26 protein-coding genes are annotated in these 20,576 nt (G+C 71.6%); 15 read left to right on the plus strand and 11 right to left on the minus strand.

All coding sequences use genetic code 11. The annotated features are described in order from the left end of the window. Positions 1–9: 9 nt before the first annotated feature. Positions 10–492 (minus strand): CarD family transcriptional regulator, encoded by a 483-nt coding sequence (locus Msi02_RS35570; RefSeq protein WP_030510364.1) that lies wholly within the window; start codon positions 490–492, stop codon positions 10–12. A 257-nt stretch (positions 493–749) separates the two neighbouring features. Here Msi02_RS35570 and Msi02_RS35575 point away from each other — a divergent pair, with 257 nt between their 5' ends. After that, positions 750–1,400, plus strand: coding sequence for a copper chaperone PCu(A)C (locus tag Msi02_RS35575; protein ID WP_239109033.1), 651 nt, complete (start codon positions 750–752; stop codon positions 1,398–1,400). Positions 1,401–1,493: 93 nt separating this feature from the next. Here Msi02_RS35575 and Msi02_RS35580 read toward each other — a convergent pair whose 3' ends face one another. Both Msi02_RS35580 and Msi02_RS35585 read right to left on the minus strand, forming a co-directional pair. Beyond that, positions 1,494–2,183, minus strand: coding sequence for a response regulator (locus tag Msi02_RS35580; protein WP_079316182.1), 690 nt, complete (start codon positions 2,181–2,183; stop codon positions 1,494–1,496). Then, on the minus strand, positions 2,180–3,370 hold the full coding sequence (locus Msi02_RS35585) for a sensor histidine kinase (protein WP_079316183.1): 1,191 nt from the start codon (positions 3,368–3,370) through the stop codon (positions 2,180–2,182). Before Msi02_RS35585 ends, Msi02_RS35580 begins: the two co-directional genes overlap by 4 nt. Before the next feature lie 104 nt (positions 3,371–3,474). Here Msi02_RS35585 and phoU point away from each other — a divergent pair, with 104 nt between their 5' ends. Together phoU and Msi02_RS35595 are read left to right on the plus strand one after the other, a co-directional pair. Next, positions 3,475–4,134 carry a phosphate signaling complex protein PhoU gene (gene phoU, locus Msi02_RS35590; protein WP_204052219.1) on the plus strand — a complete coding sequence of 220 codons (660 nt, stop codon included), beginning with the start codon at positions 3,475–3,477 and terminating at the stop codon, positions 4,132–4,134. Positions 4,135–4,242: 108 nt separating this feature from the next. Further along, positions 4,243–5,670 (plus strand): hypothetical protein, encoded by a 1,428-nt coding sequence (locus tag Msi02_RS35595; protein ID WP_204052220.1) that lies wholly within the window; start codon positions 4,243–4,245, stop codon positions 5,668–5,670. Positions 5,671–5,722: 52 nt separating this feature from the next. Here Msi02_RS35595 and Msi02_RS35600 read toward each other — a convergent pair whose 3' ends face one another. The 3 genes from Msi02_RS35600 to mshA all read right to left on the minus strand — a co-directional run bounded on the left by Msi02_RS35600 (position 5,723) and on the right by mshA (position 8,447). Then, positions 5,723–6,466: a phosphoglyceromutase gene (locus Msi02_RS35600; RefSeq protein ID WP_079316186.1), complete on the minus strand. Its 744-nt coding sequence runs from the start codon at positions 6,464–6,466 to the stop codon at positions 5,723–5,725. A gap of 39 nt (positions 6,467–6,505) precedes the next feature. Further along, positions 6,506–6,991 (minus strand): type III secretion system chaperone family protein, encoded by a 486-nt coding sequence (locus tag Msi02_RS35605; protein ID WP_139580412.1) that lies wholly within the window; start codon positions 6,989–6,991, stop codon positions 6,506–6,508. A gap of 172 nt (positions 6,992–7,163) precedes the next feature. Beyond that, positions 7,164–8,447, minus strand: a complete 1,284-nt coding sequence (gene mshA, locus Msi02_RS35610; protein ID WP_239109034.1) for a D-inositol-3-phosphate glycosyltransferase — start codon at positions 8,445–8,447, stop codon at positions 7,164–7,166. Positions 8,448–8,577: 130 nt separating this feature from the next. On the opposite strand from mshA, the gene Msi02_RS35615 reads away from it, so the two are divergent. From Msi02_RS35615 to Msi02_RS35625, 3 genes are read left to right on the plus strand one after another with little or no spacing between them, the layout of a single operon-like run. After that, complete coding sequence (locus Msi02_RS35615) at positions 8,578–9,372, plus strand: SDR family NAD(P)-dependent oxidoreductase (protein ID WP_204052222.1); 795 nt, start codon at positions 8,578–8,580, stop codon at positions 9,370–9,372. A gap of 10 nt (positions 9,373–9,382) precedes the next feature. Continuing rightward, the gene (locus Msi02_RS35620; RefSeq protein WP_204052223.1) at positions 9,383–10,201 is read left to right on the plus strand and encodes a class I SAM-dependent methyltransferase; all 819 of its coding nucleotides are present in this window, start codon (positions 9,383–9,385) and stop codon (positions 10,199–10,201) included. Positions 10,202–10,214: 13 nt separating this feature from the next. Then, entirely contained in the window at positions 10,215–10,742 is a 528-nt protein-coding gene (locus Msi02_RS35625; protein WP_079316187.1) for a GNAT family N-acetyltransferase, read from the plus strand. 17 nt (positions 10,743–10,759) lie between these two features. Here the strand turns inward: Msi02_RS35625 and Msi02_RS35630 are convergent, their stop codons facing one another. Continuing rightward, positions 10,760–11,278, minus strand: coding sequence for an O-acetyl-ADP-ribose deacetylase (locus Msi02_RS35630; RefSeq protein WP_079316188.1), 519 nt, complete (start codon positions 11,276–11,278; stop codon positions 10,760–10,762). A gap of 51 nt (positions 11,279–11,329) precedes the next feature. Between Msi02_RS35630 and Msi02_RS35635 the strand changes: the two genes are divergently transcribed. From Msi02_RS35635 to Msi02_RS35655, 5 genes are all read left to right on the plus strand, one after another. Next, complete coding sequence (locus tag Msi02_RS35635; RefSeq protein ID WP_079316189.1) at positions 11,330–11,686, plus strand: BlaI/MecI/CopY family transcriptional regulator; 357 nt, start codon at positions 11,330–11,332, stop codon at positions 11,684–11,686. After that, complete coding sequence (locus Msi02_RS35640; protein WP_079316190.1) at positions 11,683–12,597, plus strand: M56 family metallopeptidase; 915 nt, start codon at positions 11,683–11,685, stop codon at positions 12,595–12,597. Before Msi02_RS35635 ends, Msi02_RS35640 begins: the two co-directional genes overlap by 4 nt. Positions 12,598–12,665: 68 nt before the next feature. Continuing rightward, positions 12,666–13,100, plus strand: coding sequence for a helix-turn-helix domain-containing protein (locus Msi02_RS35645; RefSeq protein ID WP_204052224.1), 435 nt, complete (start codon positions 12,666–12,668; stop codon positions 13,098–13,100). Positions 13,101–13,103: 3 nt separating this feature from the next. Further along, positions 13,104–13,460 carry a hypothetical protein gene (locus tag Msi02_RS35650; RefSeq protein WP_079316192.1) on the plus strand — a complete coding sequence of 119 codons (357 nt, stop codon included), beginning with the start codon at positions 13,104–13,106 and terminating at the stop codon, positions 13,458–13,460. A gap of 158 nt (positions 13,461–13,618) precedes the next feature. After that, positions 13,619–13,969: a DUF2516 family protein gene (locus Msi02_RS35655; protein WP_239109036.1), complete on the plus strand. Its 351-nt coding sequence runs from the start codon at positions 13,619–13,621 to the stop codon at positions 13,967–13,969. Between the two features lie 7 nt (positions 13,970–13,976). Here Msi02_RS35655 and Msi02_RS35660 read toward each other — a convergent pair whose 3' ends face one another. Together Msi02_RS35660 and Msi02_RS35665 are read right to left on the minus strand one after the other, a co-directional pair. Beyond that, positions 13,977–14,948 carry a magnesium transporter CorA family protein gene (locus Msi02_RS35660; RefSeq protein WP_143737442.1) on the minus strand — a complete coding sequence of 324 codons (972 nt, stop codon included), beginning with the start codon at positions 14,946–14,948 and terminating at the stop codon, positions 13,977–13,979. Positions 14,949–15,057: 109 nt separating this feature from the next. Continuing rightward, the gene (locus Msi02_RS35665; protein ID WP_079316205.1) at positions 15,058–15,474 is read right to left on the minus strand and encodes a VOC family protein; all 417 of its coding nucleotides are present in this window, start codon (positions 15,472–15,474) and stop codon (positions 15,058–15,060) included. 111 nt (positions 15,475–15,585) lie between these two features. Between Msi02_RS35665 and Msi02_RS35670 the strand changes: the two genes are divergently transcribed. Continuing rightward, positions 15,586–17,190 (plus strand): DUF2207 domain-containing protein, encoded by a 1,605-nt coding sequence (locus tag Msi02_RS35670; RefSeq protein WP_204052225.1) that lies wholly within the window; start codon positions 15,586–15,588, stop codon positions 17,188–17,190. On the opposite strand, the gene Msi02_RS35675 is transcribed toward Msi02_RS35670, so the two are convergent. Further along, positions 17,185–17,703: a CGNR zinc finger domain-containing protein gene (locus tag Msi02_RS35675; protein ID WP_204052232.1), complete on the minus strand. Its 519-nt coding sequence runs from the start codon at positions 17,701–17,703 to the stop codon at positions 17,185–17,187. The two genes, Msi02_RS35670 and Msi02_RS35675, sit on opposite strands and share 6 nt — an antisense overlap. Here Msi02_RS35675 and Msi02_RS35680 point away from each other — a divergent pair. Then, positions 17,693–18,601: an alpha/beta fold hydrolase gene (locus tag Msi02_RS35680; protein ID WP_239109038.1), complete on the plus strand. Its 909-nt coding sequence runs from the start codon at positions 17,693–17,695 to the stop codon at positions 18,599–18,601. The genes Msi02_RS35675 and Msi02_RS35680 overlap by 11 nt on opposite strands. An 11-nt stretch (positions 18,602–18,612) precedes the next feature. Here Msi02_RS35680 and Msi02_RS35685 read toward each other — a convergent pair whose 3' ends face one another. Further along, the gene (locus Msi02_RS35685; RefSeq protein WP_204052226.1) at positions 18,613–19,554 is read right to left on the minus strand and encodes an asparaginase; all 942 of its coding nucleotides are present in this window, start codon (positions 19,552–19,554) and stop codon (positions 18,613–18,615) included. Positions 19,555–19,599: 45 nt separating this feature from the next. Between Msi02_RS35685 and dtd the strand changes: the two genes are divergently transcribed. Then, a complete protein-coding gene (dtd, locus tag Msi02_RS35690; RefSeq protein ID WP_079316195.1) occupies positions 19,600–20,025 on the plus strand; it encodes a D-aminoacyl-tRNA deacylase in 426 nt (141 codons plus the stop codon). Between the two features lie 36 nt (positions 20,026–20,061). Beyond that, the coding region (locus Msi02_RS35695) for a VanZ family protein (protein WP_204052227.1) at positions 20,062–20,576 on the plus strand (515 nt) is incomplete at its 3' end.

A 20,576-nucleotide genomic window follows, 5' to 3' on the forward strand; every position in this document is an offset into this window, starting at 1 on the left:
ATGTGATGTTCAGGAGTTGAGCACCTCGTCGAGCAGGGCCTCCGCCTTGTCCTCGTTGGTCTTCTCGGCCAGCGCGAGTTCGCTGACGAGGATCTGGCGTGCCTTGGCGAGCATGCGCTTCTCACCGGCGGACAGGCCGCGCTCCTTGTCGCGCCGCCACAGGTCGCGCACCACCTCGGCCACCTTGTTGACGTCCCCCGACGCCAGCTTCTCAAGGTTCGCCTTGTAGCGGCGGGACCAGTTGGTGGGCTCCTCCGTGTGCGGCATGCGCAGCACGTCGAACACCCGCTCGAGTCCTTCTTGGCCGACGACGTCGCGCACACCGACGAGCTCGGCATTTTCCGCTGGTACCTGTACGGTCAGGTCGCCCTTGTCGACCTTCAGCACCAGGTAGGTCTTTTCCTCACCCTTGATGGTTCGGGTCGTGATGGCCTCGATCCGAGCAGCCCCATGGTGGGGGTAGACGACAGTGTCGCCGACCTGGAAAGTCATGTGACGAGTACCCCTTCCGCTGTACTCCAGGGTACCACGCGGTTACCGCCTCCCGGAACAGTGAAAGGAACATAACTGCAGGTCAAAGCCTCGTTTTGGGGCTTGACAAGCCACTCACTCTGTGAATCGGCATATGGGACATAGCAGGTGACCTGCACTGCTGCGGCACACGGACCGGGAGCCGACGCCGGACCGGTGACCGGCGCAGATAAGGTGATTGCTGCCCATACACGTGCGCACCAAGGAGACCTCGAACCGTGACCAGCAGCAGCCGTCGCAGGGCGATCGCCATTGCCGCGCTCCTCGCCGCCGCCATCCCTGCACTGGCCGCGTGTGGCGCCGGTTTCGACGCCAACACCAATGTGCCGTACGCCCCGAACGAGGCGGGCGTCCTCTACGACGGCGACGGCCCCGGCAAGGCCTACGGCAAGAACGGCGTCATGATCCCGCAGGCGTTCATCCTCGGACCGGACTCCGGCCAGCAGCTCGCCGTCGGCGGGTCGGCGCCGCTCTACCTGACTCTCCTGAACAGCACGGGGACCCCGGACCAGCTCACCGGCGCCGTGCCCGAGGAGCAGAAGGCCACCCAGGTCAAGGTGCAGAGCCCCATCGACCTCCAGCCGGGCGCGCTCGCCAAGACCACGGGGGTGACGGTCGAGGGCCTGAAGACGGCGCTGCGCGGCGGGGAGAGCATCAAGCTCACGCTCCAGTTCAAGAACGCCGGCGACATCGCGCTCACCGTGCCGGTCATCGCCCGCAGCCGCGAGTTCGCGACGCTGCCGCCCGCGCCGACGGCCACGCCCGCGGCCTCGCCGCTCGCCACCGGGAGCCCGGCGCCGTCGGACACCGCGACCCCGGAGACCACCGGGGCCGCCGCCTCCGAGTCGCCCGCCGCGAACGCCCAGTAGCGGGCCGCGTAGACATGCAGGAGCCCCTGTCCGGCCGGACAGGGGCTCCTTTCATGCGTACGGGCCGCGCGAGCCGTACGAGGCCGTACGGACTCAGTCGTCGGCGGGGTCGAACTTGTAACCGAGGCCGCGCACGGTGAGGATGCAGCGGGGATTGGACGGGTCGGCCTCGACCTTGGCCCGCAGCCGCTTCACGTGCACGTCGAGCGTCTTGGTGTCGCCCACGTAGTCGGCGCCCCAGACCCGGTCGATGAGCTGGCCGCGGGTCAGCACGCGCCCGGCGTTGCGCAGCAGCACCTCGAGCAGCTCGAACTCCTTCAGCGGGAGCTGCACCTGCTGGCCGCGTACGGCCACGATGTGCCGGTCGACGTCCATGCGGACCGGTCCCCCGGTCAGGACGGCCGACTCCACCTCCTCGACGTCGCCCTGCCTGCGCAGCACCGCGCGGATGCGCGCCACCAGCTCGCGGGACGAGAACGGCTTGGTCACGTAGTCGTCGGCGCCCAGCTCGAGGCCGACGACCTTGTCGATCTCGCTGTCCTTGGCGGTCAGCATGATCACCGGCACCTTGGACCGCTGCCTGAGCGAGCGGCACACCTCGGTTCCGGGCAGGCCCGGGAGCATCAGGTCGAGCAGAACGAGGTCGGCGCCGTTGCGGTCGAACGCGTCCAGTGCCTCGGGGCCGGTGGCCGCCACCGCGACCTCGTACCCCTCTTTCCTGAGCATGTACGACAAGGCGTCCGAGAACGACTCCTCGTCCTCGACGACGAGTACCCGAGTCACTTAGCGGCCTCCTGGGGGATGGTCGTGCTTGGTACGGGGACCGCCTGACCGCCGAACGCGGGAAGGCGAAGAGTGAAGGTCGAACCGGAGCCCTCTTTGCTCCACACCGCGACCTCGCCGCCGTGGGCGACGGCCACGTGTTTGACTATCGCGAGGCCGAGCCCGGTGCCGCCGGTGGCCCGGGACCTGGCGGCGTCGACCCGGAAGAACCGCTCGAAGATGCGCTCCTGGGCGCTTTCCGGGATGCCGATGCCCTGGTCGCTCACGCTCACCTCGACGGCGTTCCCGGCCGGCCTGGCGCTGATCACGACGCGGGTGTGCTCGGGGCTGTAGGCGACGGCGTTGTCGATGAGGTTGCGCAACGCGGTGACGAGAAGCTCCTCGTCGCCCCAGACCTTGAGACCCTCGGTGCCGCCCGCGACGAGCGTGATGTCCTTCGCCGAGGCCTTCGTGTTGCACCGGTCGATGGCCTCGTGGACGGTCTCGTCCACGGGCACCTGCGCGGGCGCCGGGATGGGCTCGCCACCCTGGATCCGCGACAGCGTGATCAGGTCCTGCACCAGGTAGGTCAGGCGGGCGGCCTCGTGCTGCATCCGGCCCGCGAACCGCTTCACGGCCTCGGGGTCGTCGGCCGCGTCCTGCACGGTCTCGGCGAGCAGGCTCAGCGCGCCGACCGGCGTCTTGAGCTCGTGGCTGACGTTCGCGACGAAGTCCCTGCGCACCGCCTCGACCCGCTGCCGCTCGGTCTGGTCCTCGGCGAGCACGAGCACCTGTCCGTGGGAGCCGAGCGGAGCCACCCGCACCGCGAACGACGTGGACTCCTGCCCGAACTTGCGCCCGGCGGTCTCTATCTCGCTCTCGCGGATCTCGCCGTCCCTGCGGACCTTCCTGGCCAGCGCGAGCAGTTCGGCCGCCATGAGGGACTCCCCGCGTACGAGGCCGAAGGCGCGCGCGGCCGAACTGGCGCGCAGCACCCGGTCCTCGCGGTCGAGTACGACCGCCGAGGAGGGCAGCACGGCGAGCACCGACGCCACCCCCGGAGGCAGGCCGTCGTCCACCGGTTCCGGGGCGCGGGGCTTGTCCGTCTGCCGTCGGATCGCGAGCATGACGAAGGAGCCGAGGACGAATCCGCCCATCGCCGCCAGGCTCGCCAGCAACTCGTTCACATTCAGCAGCCTAGGCGGCATTTCTGGTTCTTCCACCTGTCCGACCTGGCACGACGGCCCTGTTTCCGGAAAAGTTCATCCGGCGGTCGGGATTCGTTCATAGATCCGCGCGTAGCGTGGCGGCCATGCGCGACGCCTATCACGAAGAGCTTGCGGCCCTGACCGACCGCCTGGTGGAGATGACCCGCCTGGTGCGGTCGGCCATGTCGAGGGGGACGACCGCCCTGCTCGACGCCGACCTGCAGCTGGCGGAGAGCGTCATCTCCCAGGACGAGGAGGTCGACCGGCTGCATCAGGAGCTCGAGGCCTCGATCTTCGAGCTGATGGCCACGCAGCAGCCGGTGGCGGTCGACCTGCGTACCGTCATCACCGCCCTGCGGATGGCCGCCGACCTGGAGCGTATGGGCGATCTGGCCGAGCACATCGCCAAGCTCGCCCGGATGCGCCATCCCGAGTCCGCCATCCCGGCCGAGCTGCGTGACACGTTCGTCGAGATGGGCGCCATCGCCGAGAACCTGATCACCAAGGCGGGCAGCTGCATCGCCTCCCGGGACATCGATCTCGCGAAGGAGCTGGAGGACGACGACGACGCGATGGACCGTCGTCACCGCCGGCTGTTCCGCGTCCTGCTCTCGAAGGACTGGGAGCACGGCATCGAGGCCGCCATCGACATCACGCTGGCGGGCCGCTACTACGAGCGGTACGCCGACCACGCCGTACGCGTCGCCCGCGACGTCGTGTACCTCGTCACGGGTACGCGCGACGCGGACGCCCTCGCCGGCTGACGCGACGGCACACGGGGGCGCGGAAGCCCCGGTCCTCGGGGGGCCGGGGCTTCCTGCGTTCTCGCGCGTCGCTGGATTTGTCGCACGTGCCGAATAGTCTTCGCTCTCGTGCCGAGACGATCACGGGTGCTCTGGGCGGCGGCCGCGCTGACCGCGGTGGCTCCTACCCTCTACTTCTGGATCGTGTCGATCCTGGCCGGCGACTACGGCAGCCGGAGCTACATATCGACGTACTGGGGCTCCTGCCTCGGCTGGGACATCTATGATCGGGTCTTTCCCCGGACATACCTGATCACCGACTTTCCCCTCTTCTCGTACGGCGGAGCACCGCTGATCGTCCTGGGTTGCGCGGGCTGGTATCTGAGCCTCCGGAGCGGGCGAGCCCGACTGGGCAGGATCATCGGCCGTTGCGTCGCCGCCGTGCTGCTCGTCCTCAACCTCCCCGGCTTCCTGCTCCCCACCCTCGACGCGGCGCTCGGCCCCGCCTGCCTGGACGCGTGGGGGCCGCCCGAGCTGTTCTCCGCACAGGTCGGGTGGGGGCTCTACGACTGCCTTCCGCCGGTCCTCGTCCTGCTCGCCGTGCGCGCTCCCCGGCGCGTGTTCGTGCGCCGGGGCCCGGTCGTCCGTACGACGGCAGCCGTCCTGGCGGTGACCGCGGTCGTCCTGCTCCCGGCGGCGTCGGCCCCACCCGGGAAGGTGAACGCGCAGTGGGAGCTCGGCTGTCCCGGATTCGGCGACGGCACGGTCAAGGGGCTGAGCGAGGCGGACAAGCGCTTCCTCTGCACGGTCCGGTACGACCACCGGTACGGCTCAGGCCTGGAGGAATGGAACCAGGTTTCCGACGAGGCCGTCCTGGATCAGGGGCGCCACCTGTGCGCGCTGGCGACCCGGCACGGGGGCGACATCCGGGCGCGGGCCGTCCAAGAGGCCCCGCAGGCGTCCCTGGCCATCGCGCTGCCGAGCCTGTGCCCCGCGGTGACCCGCGCGGAGCAGGCGGAGGAAGAGCGGTGGCAGGCGGAGTCGGACGCGTACGTCGCCCGGGAGGAGCGGGCCTGCGCGGCGCATCCCCGGCACCGCCCGAAGATCAGGCCCGTACGGCAGCGCCGGGCCACCATGTGGACCGAGTTCTGGACCATCGAGGGCTGGGAGGACGGCTACGAGGGCAATCCCCCGGACCTGGTCAAAGACCTGGTGGGAAGCGGCCGGGGCGCGCTGGCGATCTGGGCCGCCGACGAGGCCGGTTCCGCCTGCGTGACGGTCGAGTCCTACACCCGGCGCCCGCCCCTGGAGACCAGGGGCTGGGAAGAGGTGGTCGAGGTCGGCTACGAGAGCCCGTCCGGGTCCCTGCAACTGGTCGGCGGCGAGGGACCGACGCTGAAGGGGCTGACCGACCGCGGCCCGGGCTCGTACCGCGTCAGGGTCCACCTGCGCGGCCGCACGCTCGTGACCCAGGTGCCCGATCCCCCGGACGGCGCCGTCGAACTCCTGGTCATGGTGTTCCCCGGCACCGCGAAGAAGCCCGTCGCCTACAAATGACCGAAGGCCGCGCCCCTGATAAGAGGCGCGGCCTGCGGGACAGGTGCGAGGGTTACTTCTTGCCCTGGTTGGCGACGGCCTCGATGGCGGCCTTGGCGGCCTCGGGGTCGAGGTACTCGCCCTTGCCGACCGGGCGGAAGTCGGCGTCCAGCTCGTAGCGCAGCGGAATGCCGGTGGGGATGTTCAGGCCCGCGATGTCGGTGTCGCTGATGCCCTCCAGGTGCTTGACCAGCGCGCGCAGGGAGTTGCCGTGCGCCACCACCAGCACGTCGCGGCCGGCCGCCAGGTCGGGGACGATCTCGTCGTACCAGTACGGAAGCATGCGCGCGACGACGTCCTTGAGGCACTCCGTGCGCGGCACCAGCTCCGAGGGCAGCAGGGAGTAGCGGCCATCGCCGAGCTGGGAGTACTCGTCGTCGTCGGCGATCGGCGGCGGCGGCACGTCGTAGGACCGGCGCCACAGCATGAACTGCTCGTCGCCGAACTCGGCGCGGGTCTGGGCCTTGTCCTTGCCCTGGAGCGCGCCGTAGTGGCGCTCGTTCAGCCGCCAGGAGCGCTTGACCGGCAGCCACAGCAGGTCGGCCGCCTCAAGCGCGATGTTGGCGGTCTTGATGGCCCGGGTGAGCACCGAGGTGTGCACCACGTCGGGCCGGATGCCGGCCTCCAGGAGCAGCTGACCGCCGCGCCGCGCCTCCTCCTCGCCGGTCGGCGAGAGTGTGACGTCCACCCAGCCGGTGAACAGGCCTTTGACATTCCATTCGCTCTCGCCGTGCCGCAGCAGCACCAAAGTCGCCATGCGGCCAATCCTATCGGCGTGCGGCGGACGTCCCGTTGGTCAGGACTCGACCACCCGGGCGAAGGCCCGGAGGTTGGCCAGCGACTCGCCGCGCTTGACCCGCCACTCCCACTCGCGCCTGATGGACGTCGCGAAGCCCAGTTCGAGGGCGCGGTCGAACGACTCGTCGGAGTAGGTGAGGACGCAGCCGAGGACCCGGTCGATCTCCTCCTCGGTCACCGCGTCCAGCGGCAGCCGGCCGACCAGGTGCACGTCGCCCGTGGCGTCGACGGCGAAGTGGACGCCGTACATCGAGCCGTTCTTGTGGAGCAGCCAGCGGTAGAACTCGGCGTGGTTCTCGTCGGGCTGCCGGCAGAAGAACGCCTCGATGTTGAGCGCCTGGTCGCCGATGACGAGCCAGGTCAGCGTGGCGAGCTTGTGCTGGCCCGGCAGCCTGACCAGGAACGCGCCCGGCTTCGGCCGCTCATAGGACAGCTCGGCGGACTCCAGCGCCGACGCGATGACCGCTTCCAGATCCGGTCTCATACCGACCACCCTAAGTCGTGTTTCAAAAGCCATGCCCTGCTGCGCGGGGCCCAGGCGGCGCCTCGCGGCGTTGTCGTCGTCGCCCGTAGCCTCCGGCTACGAGCTCCTCCTCCGCCTTGCGATGCATCCGCCTGCATCCCCGCTCGCGACGGGCAGCCCTATTTCAACACTCCTATGAGTTGACCGCGATGGGGGTCTGGTGGAGCTGGGCCATGGCGCCGGCGTACACGTCGGCCAGCCGGGCGGCGGTCGCCGACCAGCCGAAGCCCGTGGCGTGCTGTACGGCGCCCGCGGCGAGTTCGGCGAGCCGGTCCGGGCGGTGGGCCAGCAGGGCGAGCTCGCGCGCCCAGTCGTGCGGGTCGTGTCCCGCCACCAGCACGCCGGACACGCCGTCCTTGACCGCCGTGCGCAGGCCGCCGACCGCCGCCGCGACGACCGGCGTGCCGCACGCCTGCGACTCCAGCGCGACCAGCCCGAACGACTCGTTGTACGAGGGCACGACGGTCACGTCGGCGGCCCGATACCAGTCGGCCAGCTCCGGCTGCGGCGCGGGCGGCGCGAGCCGTACGACGTCGGTGATGCCCAGCTCGGCGGCGAGGTCGCTGAGCAGGGAGGGATGGGCGAGACCGTTGCCGCTGGGCCCGCCCACGCAGGCCACGACGAGCCGCGACCGCAGCGAGGGGTCCTCCACGAGCATCCGGGCGGCGGCCCTGAGCAGCACGTCGGGCGCCTTGAGCGGCTGGATGCGGCCCACGAACAGCAGCACGTGGGCGTCCTGCGGCAGGCCGAGGCGGTGGCGCGCGGCGCCCTTGGACGCGGGCTGGAAGACGGCGAGGTTCACGCCCGGGTTGACGACCGCCACCCGCTCGCGCGGCGCGCCGTACAGGCTGATCAGCTCCTCGGCCTCGGCGGCGGTGTTGGCGACCAGGCGGTCGGCGACCTCCACGACCTGCTCCTCGCCGAGCACGCGCATCGCCGGCTCGGGCTTGTCGCCCTCGGCGAGCAGCGCGTTCTTCACCTTGGCCATGGTGTGCATGGTGTGCACGAGCGGCACGCCCCAGCGTTCCTTGGCCAGCCAGCCCACCTGGCCCGACAGCCAGTAGTGCGAGTGGATGACGTCGTACCTGCCGGGGTCGTACATCGCCTCGGTGCGCAGCACGCCGGACAGGAAGCCGCACAGCTGCCCGGGGAGGTCGGCGCGGTCGAGCTCCTCGTACGGCCCGGCGGTGACGTGCCGCACGAGCACGCCCGGGCTCAGCTCGGCGACCGGAGGCAGGTCACGGGCGGTGCGACGGGTGAAGATCTCCACCTCGATGCCCAGCGCCGCGAGACGCTTGGCGACCTCGAGGATGTAGACGTTCATGCCGCCCGCGTCCCCGGTGCCCGGCTGGTCCAGCGGGGATGTGTGCACGCTGATGGTCGCGACGCGGTTGACCCGACGCCGTAACACCGACACCCGAACCACCTCCGAAAGCGTTATAACCACCAAAATCATCACCGGATTCCCCGACATCGGTGAGCACCGGGGGTCCTGAGAGGATGTGGCCTGCCGGCCTGGGCGATGTGGAAGGACGATGGCGGTGACGATGACCAATCCCGCAGTGACCGATCCCGCAGTGACCGATCCTGCGAGGACCAGGACCGCGGTGGTTACCGGCGCGAGCAGCGGCATCGGCGAGGCGACGGCCCGCCGGCTCGCCGCCGAGGGATACCGGGTCGTGGCGGCGGCGCGGCGGCGCGACCGGCTCGACAAGCTCGCGGCCGAGGTGCCCGGCGTGCATCCGGTGACGCTGGACGTGACCGACCAGGCGTCGGTGGACGCGCTGGCCGCCTCGCTGGACCGCTGCGACGTCCTCGTGAACAACGCGGGCGGCGCGTTCGGGCTCGAGCCGGTGGCCGAGGGCCGGGTGGACGACTGGCAGCGGATGTACGACGTGAACGTGCTCGGGTCCCTGCGCATGACCAGGGCCCTGCTGCCGAAGCTCATCGCGTCGGGGGACGGCGTGCTGGTGATGCTCACCTCGACGGCCGGTCTCGTGTCGTACGAGGGGGGCGGCGGCTACTGCGCGGCCAAGCACGCCCAGACCTCGATGACCGAGACCCTCCGCCTGGAGCTGTGCGGCGACCCGGTGCGGGTCGTCGAGATCGCGCCGGGCATGGTGATGACCGAGGAGTTCGCCGTGACCCGCTTCCGCGGCGACGCCGAGCGGGCCGCCAAGGTGTACGAGGGCGTCCCCGACCCGCTGAGCGCGGACGACGTGGCCGACGTGATCGCCTTCGCCGTGACCCGCCCGTCGCACGTGAACATCGACAGGCTGGTCGTCCGGCCCCGTGCGCAGGCCGCCCAGCACAAGGTGCACCGGGTCGCGACGGGTAGATGAGCGCGGGGACATGAGGCCGGTGCGCCCGGGCCGGCCCGTGGGGACGGTCACGCGCGGCACCACCGGGCACAACCGGCTGCGCCGCTGCGACCGCTGGATCGCGGCCGTCTACGGCCCGCTGCTGCGCTCGGCGCGCGCGGGGGCCGCGCCGCTGGTGGTGGACCTCGGCTACGGCGCGTCCCACACCACGACGACCGAGCTGTTCACGCGGCTGCGCCGAGTTTGTCCCACGGTCGAGGTGGTGGGCGTGGAGATCGCCCCCGAGCGGGTCGCGGCGGCCAAGCCGTACGAGCGGGAGGGACTGTCGTTCGTCAGGGGCGGCTTCGAACTGCCGGTCCCCCGCCCGCCGATGATCGTGCGCGCCTTCAACGTGCTGCGGCAGTACGGCGAGGCGGAGGCGTGGGAGCACTGGGACCGGCTGCGGGCCGGCCTGCACCCCTCGGGCGTGCTCGTCGAGGGCACCTGCTCGGAGGTCGGCCACCGGGCGACCTGGGTGGCGCTCGGCGCGGAGGGACCGCGCACGCTCACCTTCGCGGCCCGGTTCACCGGCTTCGAACGCCCCTCCGACCTGGCGGAACGCCTGCCCAAGACGCTGATCCACCGCAACGTCCCGGGCGAGCGGATCCACGCGTTCCTGACGGACTGGGACCGCGCCTGGGCGACCTGCGCCTCCTTCGGCGCGTACGGCACGCGGCAGCGCTGGATCAGGGCGGCCGAGCTGCTGACGCGCGACTGGCCGGTGGAGGCGATCCCACCGACCGGCGGCACCGGCCGCTGGCGGCTCGGCGAGCTCACCCTGCCCTGGAGCAGCGTCTCCCCGGGCGGTTGATAACGTCCGGGCCATGCGTTTCGTCCTCGACCCGGAGATGACCCCCGAGCTCTTCGAGGAGCTCCTGAGCTGCTGGGCGGAGGTGACCAACGCGGGCGGCGCGGTGGGCTTCGTGCCTCCCGTGACGCCGGACGACATCAGGCCGACGGCCGAGAAGGCGTTCGCCCGCACCCGCCCGGCCGCCGGCACCGGCGCCCCCGACAGCCTCCTCGTCGGGTTCGGCGACGACGGCGCGGTGGCCGCCTGGCTCATCCTGGGCGACAACGGCTCGGGCCTGCGGGCGCACTGGCGGTGGCTGCTGCGGGTCATGGTGCACCCCAAGCACCAGGGCAGGGGGTACGGCAGGGCGCTGCTGCTCGCCGCCGACGACGCCGCCAGGTCGCTCGGCCTGGAGGCGCTGCAGCTCACCTGCCGCGGCGGCACCGGGGTCGACCGCTTCTACGCGAGCGTGGGCTACCGGGAGGTCGGCCGGGTGCCCCGCTCGATCCGGGTGGCCCCCGGTGACGACCGCGACGAGATCTACATGCTCAAATGGCTGTGAAAGTTTTGGCCGAACGCTTATCCGATGTCCCGTAGGGCCGACTCGAACACCGCATAGGCTGCGGTGTTGAACAGCACGAAGCGCACCTCTTCCACCACGACGGGGGCGGCCTGCCGCACCGCGGTGATCGCGATGCGGGCGGCGTCCTCGACCGGCCACCGGTAGATCCCCGTGGAGATCGCGGGGAACGCCACCGTGCCGGCGCCCAGCGCGTCGGCGACGACGAGCGACTCCCGATAGCAGGAGGCGAGCAGATGGGATCGGTCCTCGCTGCGCGAGTACACGGGCCCGACCGTGTGGATCACCCATCGCGCGGGCAGGCGCCCCGCGGTGGTCGCGACCGCCTGCCCGGTCGGCAGTCCCCTCCCGTACCGGGAGGCGCGCAGCGCCCGGCACTCCTCGAGGATCTCGGGGCCGCCGCGCCGGTGGATGGCGCCGTCCACCCCTCCGCCGCCCATGAGCGAGGAGTTGGCCGCGTTGACGATCGCGTCCACCCGCTGCTCGGTGATGTCTCCTTCGACCAGAACGATTTTCATGCCTCCCACCTCTCTACAGGACGTAGTACTACCCCGGGTAGGCTGAAAGACGTGAAGGGACTGGGAGAGCTTGAACGCAGCATCATGGACATCCTCTGGGCGGAGAACACCCCGCTCACGGCCCGCGAGGTAGGACGCCTCATCGAGGACCGCGACCTCGCGCCGACGACCGTGATGACCGTGCTCGACCGGCTCGCCCGCAAGGGCTTCCTGAACCGCACCCGCGACGGCCGCGCCTGGCGCTACCAGCCCGCCGCGAGCCGTGACGCGTACGTCGCCGAGCTGATGCTCGAAGCCCTGGACCTCACCGGCGACCGCGACGCGGCGCTGACCCGCTTCGCCCGCGCGGTCTCCGGCTCGGAGGCCGAGATCCTGCTGAAAGCCCTCACGGAGCTGGAGGAAGAGTGATCGCGGCGGCGGTCTTAGCGACGCTCGCGACGATCTGCGCGGTGGCCGCGTGGCGGCTGACGTTCGCGCGCTGGACCTGGCGCGCCCCGCGCACGGCGATCCTGCTGTGGCAGTCGCTCGGGCTGACCTGGGGGCTCGCCTCCACAGGCGCCCTGCTCGCCTTCGCGCTCGACCCCTACCGCAAGGGCGTCGTGCACGGGCTCGCGGAGTTCCTGCTGAGCGTGGAGTTCGGCGTGCGCCAGCCGTACGACTATCTCCGGCTGGGCGCGCTGGTCGCGGGCCTGTCGCTGCTCGCGGTGCTGGTGGCCCTGCCCCTCGCGGCCGGTGCGCAGACGCTGCGTGCCCGCCGCCGGCACCGGCTCCTGCTCGCGCTGGTCGCCAGGGACGAGCCGGCCGTGCCCGGCGTCCGGGTGGTCGACTTCCCCGGCGCCGCCGCCTACTGCCTGCCGGGGCTCAAGTCGCAGGTCGTCATCAGCGACGGGACGCTGCACCTGCTGTCGTCCGCGGAGTTGGAGGCCGTGCTGGCGCACGAGGCCGCCCACGTGCGCGAGCGTCACGACCTGGTGCTGTTGCCGTTCGCCGCGCTGCGCCGCGCGCTGCCGTGGTCGAAGCTGGTCCGCGACGCGCAGGCGTCGGTCGAGTTGCTGGTCGAGATGGCCGCCGACGACCGCGCCCGGCAGCGGTGCTGCCCCCGCAGGCTGGCCACCGCCCTGCTGCGCTTCGGCACCTCGGCCGCGCTGCCCACGCCGCAGGGCGCGCTCGGCGTGTCCGCGCCGTCCAGCGTGATGGCCCGGGTCGACCGGCTCGTACGGCCCGAGGTCGCGCTTCCGGCCGCCCACCGCTTCCTGATCCTGGCCGGATCGGTGGTGCTCGCCACCAGCGCCCCGCTGCTTTGGCTGCTTCCTGGCTGAACCTTTGGTGCTAGCTGGAATTATCCGCCGAGTTTGCAATTGCAAGCAGTGCGAGGCAGACTGGGGGTATGGAACTGCCCAAGGTCGCCTCGCTCGGTGAGTACATCCGCCAGCAGCGGCAGCAGGCGAAGATCTCGCTTCGTCAGCTCGCCGCGCAGGCCGGTGTGTCCAACCCTTACCTGAGCCAGGTGGAACGGGGCCTGCGCAAGCCGAGCGCGGAGATCCTGAACCAGATCGCGAAGGGTCTGCACATCTCCGCCCAGGCGCTCTACGTCCAGGCCGGCCTCATCGAGGACCGCGAACCGCACAGCGACGTGCTGGCCGCGATCCGGGCCGACGTCACGCTCACCGGGCGGCAACGCCAGGTGCTGATCGACATCTACGAGTCGTTCCGCAAGGAGAACCGGGCCGACACCGCCCAGCCGCCGCAATCGGCTGAGCATCTCGGGGACGACCCGGTTCTCCCGCGCGACGGCATTACACCGGATTCGAAGGAAGGATAGCCCATGACCATCACGACCCAGGCCAAGAAGATCACGGAGTCCAAACCGTTCTACGCGCTCACGGGCGCGGGCGACTTCGCCGTGGAGAAGGCCCGCGCCTACGCCTCCACCGTGCAGGACAAGGCGGAGATCGTCGCGCGCGAGCTGCCGGAGAAGGCGAAGGGCTACGCCGACGCCGCCGCCGCCCGCTTCAACCGGCTGTACGACGACCTGGCCAGCCGCGGCCGCAAGGTCGTCAGCCGGGTGAGCGGCGAGGCCGCGCTGGAGCTGACGGAGGTCTCCGAGACCGCCGAGCCGGCGATCGCCGCCGAGACCACCGCCAAGCGGACCGGTCGCGCCCGCGCCACGAGCCAGGGCTGATCGCAGGCCCACGCGATCGACACGGCGGCGGCCCGCCTTCCCTCCGGGGGAGGCGGGCCGCCGCACTTTCGGCATCCGCCCGCGGAGACCGGCCTTCGGCGCCTGCGCCACGTGTCGGCGCCGCCCGTTAGTCTGGGGGCGTCAGCGACTGTGACCGTGTGGGAGAGTCCATGTTCGGGCTGTACGGCATCCTCGACATCGTCTTCTGGCTGCTTTCCGTCGGGGCCTTCGTGTTGTCCGGCTGGGCACTGGTGCACGCGCTGCGGATCCCCGCACGCGCCTTCCCCGCGGCCGGCAAGCAGACCAAGCAACTCTGGTTGATCATCCTCGGCCTCGCGACGCTGTTCACGTTCGCCGCCGCGATCAACTACCTCGGCATGGGCATGGGGCTGCCCAACATCTTCACGATCGCCGCCGTCATCGCGGCGGGCATCTACCTCGCCGACGTGAAGCCCGCGGTCAACGGCTACCGGGGCGGCGGCAACCAGGGGCCGTACGGGCCGTGGTGATCCGCCGTCAGAGCCAGTCGCGGGCCCGGAACACCCGGTAGAGCGTGGCCGAGGCGACGACGATCAGCGCGGTGGACGTCCAGAAGCCCAACGAGTGCCCGAAGCCGGGGAACGGGATGTTCTGGCCGTAGAAGCCGGTGATCAGGGTGGGCACCGCGATGATCGCGGCCCAGCTCGTCACCCGCTTCATGATGAGGTTCATCCGGTTGCTCTGCATGGTCAGGTGCGTCTCGCGGATGTTGCTGACCAGGTCGCGCAGCGACTCCGTCCACTCCGTGGCCCGCAGCACCTGGTCGTACACGTCCTGGAAGTACGGCGTCATCTCGCCGTCGCCGCTCAGGCCGTTGCGGCGCAGGAGCGTGTTCACGGCCTCCCGCATGGGCATCACGATCCGGCGCAGCGTGACCAGGCTCTTGCGCAGCTCGAACGTGCGCCGCTGGTCCTCCGGGCCGACCGGCCGGTCGCCGAACACCGTCCCCTCCAGGTCCTCGACCTGCTCGTCCATGGCCTCGACGGTGTCGAAGTGGCTGTCCACCACGTAGTCGAGCAGGCCGTGCAGCAGGAACGCGACGCCGTGCCGGGCGAGGGTCGCCCCCTCGTCCCAGCGCCGGACCACCTCGTCGATGGAGAATTCGTCCGACTGGCGTACGGTGACCAGCGCGTTCTTCGTGATGAAGGCGGCGGCGGGGGCGATCCGCACCTGGCCGGACCCGCTGTCGAAGGCCGCCGCGTAGACGCTGAGGAACATGTGGCTGTCGTAGACGTCGAGCTTGGGTCGCTGCCGGTGCTGCAGCGCGTCCTCCACCGCCAGGGCGTGCAGTCCCAGCTCCTCGCTGATGGCGTGGAGGTCCTCCTCGGTGGGGGCGCACATGTCGAACCACACCACCGCCGACGGGTCCTTGACATGCTCGGAGACGTCCGCGACCGGAAAGCCCTCCGCCTCCAGGGTTCCGTTCCGGTACAACCGGGTGTGTCCCATGGACGGTTACCCTACCCATCCGGCGTACCACGACGGAGGGGGCGCCCTCCCGGGTCATGCGGGAGGACGCCCCGTCTCGCATGGCACCGCCACCGGCGGCGCCGCCGCGTCAGCTCTTGCCGAGCTGCTGGAAGCGGATCATGTTGCCCGCGGGGTCGCGGAAGGCGCAGTCGCGGACGCCGTACGGCTGGTCGATCGGCTCCTGCAGGACCTCGGCGCCGGACTCGCGGATCTTCTCGAAGGTGGCGTCGCAGTCCGGGGTGGCGAAGACGACGGCACGCAGCCTGCCCTTCGCGAGCAGGTCGCTCAGCGCCGCGCGGTCCTCCTCGGAGGCGGTCGGGTCGGCGTTGACGGTCTCGAGGACGATGTTGACGTCCGGCTGCGACGCCGGGCCCATGGTCAGCCAGCGGGCGCCCTCGTACCCGACGTCGTTGCGCAGTTCGAGGCCGAGCACGTCCCGGTAGAAGGCGAGCGCCGCGTCGCCGTCGTCGACCGTGATGTAGCAGTAGTGAAGGGTGAGTTCCATGCCGATGACGCTATGGCCGTCGGTGTTCCCCACGCTTCTCGATTCCTGACCGGTCCGGCGGCCCGTATCCGATCCCCGGTTGGAGCACCGGGACCGATAGGGTTGCGGCTCATGGTGGATCTCGCGCGCCGGCTCGGACTGGCGGCACTGCTCGCCGTCCTCGCCGCCTCCCCCGCGCACGCCGTCACCGCGGCTTCCGCGCCTCCGGCGAAGGACGAGGTGACGATGGAGCTCCGCGAGAACGGCGTGCTCCATGTGAAGGAGACGGTCGCCCCCGCCGGCGGGACGGTGCGGCGCACGCCGCTCACCCGGACCCGCTACGACGACGGCCACGACCGCGTCTACCGCATCTCCAACGTCAAGGGCGGCTCGTACGACGGGGAGACCCTGACGTTCAAGGGCACGGTGGAGTACGACGTGACCGGCGCCGTCACGCCCACGGCATCGGGCGAGGAACTGCGGTGGTTCGCGGTGTCCGGCCCCGTACAGGACGCGGTCGTCACGGTGACCGGCCCGGGCCGGGTGCAGAACCTGTCCTGCTTCGCCGGGGAGCTGAGCGCGGCCATCGCCTGCACCAGCGCCTCGGTCGAGGAGACCGGCACCACCTCCACGTTCGAACAGCAGAGCCTCGGGGAGGGCCAGACGCTCACGGTCGTCGTCGGCTACCCGAAGGGCGCGACGGGGGCCCGGCCGATCCTGGAGCGCAGGTTCGAGCTGTCCACCGCGTTCACGCTGAACGCGGTGACCGGCGGATCCCTCGCGGCGCTGCTGGTGCTGCTGCTGGGCGGCGTGGGGCTGCTCTACTGGACGCGGGGGCGTGACGCCCGCGTGGTCGGCAGCGAGTCGGCCCCGGTCAGCGGCCATCGCGGCGGGCACTTCACTCCTCCGGACGGCGTGCGCCCCGGGCAGATCGGCACGCTGTTCGACGAGCAGGCCGACGTGGTCGACGTGACCGCGACCATCGTGGACCTCGCCGTGCGCAACTACCTGCGGATCGACGAGCAGCCGCGCCAGACGTACGACACCCCCGACTGGTGCCTGGTCAAGCTGCCCGGCGCCCCGGTCGGCCACCTGCTGCCGTACGAGCGCGCCCTCTACGACGCGATCTTCGACGGCCGCGACCGGGTGCTGCTGTCGGAGCTGCAGGGGTCGTTCGCCGCCCGCCTGGCCACCGTGCGCGACGCGTTGTATCAGGACGTCGTGGCGCAGGGTTGGTTCGCCCGGCGGCCCGACTCCACCCGGTCGCGCTGGACGACTCTCGGCCTGGCCGTCGTCGCGCTCGGCGTGGTCGCCACCGTCCTGCTCGCCTGGTTCACGACGTACGGCCTGCTGGGGCTCGCCCTGATCATCGCGGGGGCCGCGCTGGCCTTCGGCGCGCAGTACATGCCGGCCAAGACCGCCAAGGGCGCCGCGGCGCTGGCGCACACGCTCGGGTTCCGGGAGTACCTCGCCGGGGCGAACGTCGACGACGTCCCCGCAGGCCAGCGTGTGGAACTGTTCTCCCGCTACCTGCCGTACGCGGTGATCTTCGACAGCGTGGACCGGTGGGCTCGGGTGGTCAGCGCGTTCAACGGCAACGGGCGGCAGACCGACCACCTGTACTGGTATCAGGGCCCGGCCGAGTGGGACCTGTCCAGGTTCGCCGACTCGATGCGGACGTTCGTCATGACCACCTCCGGGGCGATCTCGACCTCCCGCCAGTTCCGCTCCCTATAGAGCCGAGTCGGGGGCGCGGTGACGCCGATAGTGCCGGGCGACGCGGGCCCGGTTGCCGCACCGCGCCGCCGAGCACCAGCGCCGGCGCGGATGGGCGGGCAGGAACAGCATCACGCAGTCGTCGGCCGCGCACTCCCGCACGGTCGTGACCGCCGGGTCGGTCAGCAGCTCGGCGACCGCCTCGGCGAGCACCGCTGCCAGCCGGGCGCCCGGCGGGCCGTCCCTGCGCGGTACGGCGGTCACGGCCACGCCGTCCCAGGCCAGCGCGCGGACGGCGGGCGCCGCACGCTGCGCCCTGTTGAGGCCGGAAAGCGTGTCACCGGGCGGCCGCAGGCCCCGGCGCACTCGGTCGATCGCGACCGCCGCGTGTTCACGCACCTCGCGCACCGCGGTCACCGCCGCGGCGAGGTCGTCGTCCGTCAGCGACGCCTCCCCGCCCTCCGGTAGCGCGCCGGCGAGCCGGTCGGCCTGCAGGCCCAGCCAGACGCGCAGCCCTTCGACGGTGGCGACCAGGTCGCCCGGGCCGTCCGGGGTGTGCGGCCGGGATCCGCGTACGCTCCACCGGCACGTCGACGTCGGGGACGTGCGGGTCTTCTACCGCGAGTCGGTGCCGGAGGAGGGCGGCGACGACGCTCCCGTGATGCTGCTGCTGCACGGATTCCCGTCCGCGTCCCACCAGTTCCGCCGGCTCATCGACGTGCTGGGAGCCCGATATCGGCTGATCGCGCCCGACTACCCCGGCTTCGGGCACACCGAGGCGCCCGCGGGCTTCACCTACAGCTTCGACACCCTCGCCGAGGTGATGGAGGGCTTCGTCGAACGGCTCGGGCTGACCCGGTTCGTCATGTACGTCTTCGACTTCGGCGCTCCGGTGGGATTCCGGCTGGCGACCCGGCACCCCGAGTGGATCGCCGGCCTCGTCGTACAGAACGGCAACGCGTACGAGGAGGGCCTTTCGGACGGCGCCCGCGCCTTCATCGCGCTGCGCCCGGACGTCGAGGGCGACGAGGACAAGGTGCGGGCGCTGCTGACGCTGGAGATGACCCGCGGCCAGTACGAGGGCGGCACCGCCGATCCCCGGCTGGTGGCCCCGGACGGATGGACCCTCGACCAGCACTTCCTTGACCTGCCGGGGCGCAAGGAGGCACAGGTGGCGCTGGCCTTCGACTACCACACCAACGTGGCCCGCTACCCGCTGTGGCAGGCCTGGCTACGCGAGCACCGGCCGCCGACGCTGATCACGTGGGGCCGCGACGACATGTTCTTCCCCGAGCCCGGGGCCCGCGCCTACCTGCGCGACCTGCCCGACGCCGAACTGCACGTCCTCGACACCGGTCACTTCGCCCTGGAGGACCGGCTCCCCGAGATCGCCCCGTTGATCGCCGCGTTCCTCGACCGCGTGTGGAGGTGACCCGCGGCCGGTCAGGCGGGACGGACGCGGACCTCGCCGACCGGGACCCCGCCGCCGAACAGCGGGGCGGTGGCCAGCCCGGCCAACTCCGGGGCGTCGATCCCGGCGGCGCGCAGAGCGGCGACGGTGACCGGCACGCGGGCCCGGTCGCCGCCGTCCACGATCTTCACGGCCCCGGCCCGGCCCTCGGCGTCGGCGAAGGCGTCGAACGCCTCCGCGCCCGCCTTCACCAGCAGCCCGGGCACGGCCCGCATCAGCAGGGCCTCGGCCCGGGTCGTGCCGCTCGTCCACTCGGGGTGCGCGCGCATCGCGTCGGCGACGCGCCGCTCCGGCGTGCCCTCGGGGGCGAGCGTGAGCTGACGGAAGGCGCGGGCGACCCCCGCCATGGAGACGAAGAACAGCGGGGCGCCGCAGCCGTCCACGCCGGTCGCCGCGACCCGCTCCCCGGTCAGCTCCTCCACGGTGGCCCGGATGGCCCGCTGCAGCGGGTGGCCGGGATTGCGGTAGTCGTCGACCGGCCAGCCGTTGACCACGCAGGTGGCGAGCATCGCCGAGTGCTTGCCCGAGCAGTTCATGAAGATCCGGCGGGCGTCGCCGTGCTCCCTCAGGACCTGATGGCGGGCCTCCCGGTCGAGGGGCAGGTCCTCCGGACACTTCAGGAAGGTCTCGTCCAGCCCCGCGCCCGCGAGGATCTTCCGTACGCCGTCGATGTGGAAGGGCTCGCCGCTGTGGCTCGCGGCGGCGAGCGCGAGCAGTTCGTTCTCGATCGGCAGGCCCGCCCGCACCATGCCGAGCGCCTGCAGGGGCTTCATGGCCGAACGCGGCGACGTCAGGCTCGACGTGTCCCCGCGCACCAGGACCGGGGCGCCGTCCGCCCCGATCACGTGCACGCGTGCGCGGTGCACCGACTCGACGAACCCCGACCGGACGACCTCGACGACCATCTCCGACATGACGGGCAGTCTATGAAGCCCCCGGACGTGGCAGAATTCGGGGCCATGCGTGCGGTCGTACAGCGGGTCAGCTCCGCGTCCGTTGTGGTGGAGGGTCAGGTCGTCGGCGCCATCGACGAGCCCGGCCTGCTCGTGCTCGTGGGCGTCACCCACACCGACGGGCGGGCCGAGGCGGCCAGGCTCGCCGCCAAGCTGTGGGGACTGCGCATCCTGCACGGCGAGAAGTCCTGCTCCGACATCGGCGCGCCGCTGCTGGTGATCAGCCAGTTCACGCTGTACGGCGACGCCCGCAGGGGCCGCAGGCCCACCTGGCAGGCCGCCGCGCCGGGCCCGGTGGCCGAGCCTCTCGTGGAGGCCGTGGTGGCCGAGCTCAGGGCGCTCGGCGCGCGGGTGGAGACGGGCGTCTTCGGCGCCGACATGAAGGTCACCCTCACCAACGACGGCCCGATCACCCTCGTCCTGGACGTCTGACCGTCACCGTCTCCCCCGGCCTGCCATCATGATCGGATGCGGGAGGCGTGGAGCACCTGGGGACATGTCGTCGTCGCGACCGTCTGCGCCGTTCCCGTGGCCGCTCTCGCCGTCCTGCTCCTCACCCGCCGCCGCACCCGCCGGGGACATCCCGCTCCCCTCCGTACGGCTCTCGCGGACGTGGTCATGGTGGCCGGGACCGCCCCCTGGATCTGGATGATCCTCACGCCGGGGACGGAGGAGGGCGTGCACGTCGTCCCCCTGGTGGACCTGGCGGGCCAGGTCGCGCGGTTGTCACCGGGAGCGGCGGTCGTGCAGATCGGCGGCAACCTCCTGGTCTTCGCCGCGCTCGGCGCGATGCTCCCGGTCCGCTCCGCGCGCTTCGCCTCGCTTCCCGCGGTGGCCGCCGTCGCGGCCACCGCCTCGCTCGGCGTCGAACTCCTCCAGTGGGGCCTGCGGCTCGGGCGGGTGAGCTCCGTGGACGACGTGATCCTCAACGCGGCGGGCGCCGTGCTCGCGGCCCTGTGCACCCGCAGGTGGTGGACCCGCCG

The organism is Microbispora siamensis (assembly GCF_016863095.1).
GTDB lineage: Bacteria > Actinomycetota > Actinomycetes > Streptosporangiales > Streptosporangiaceae > Microbispora > Microbispora siamensis.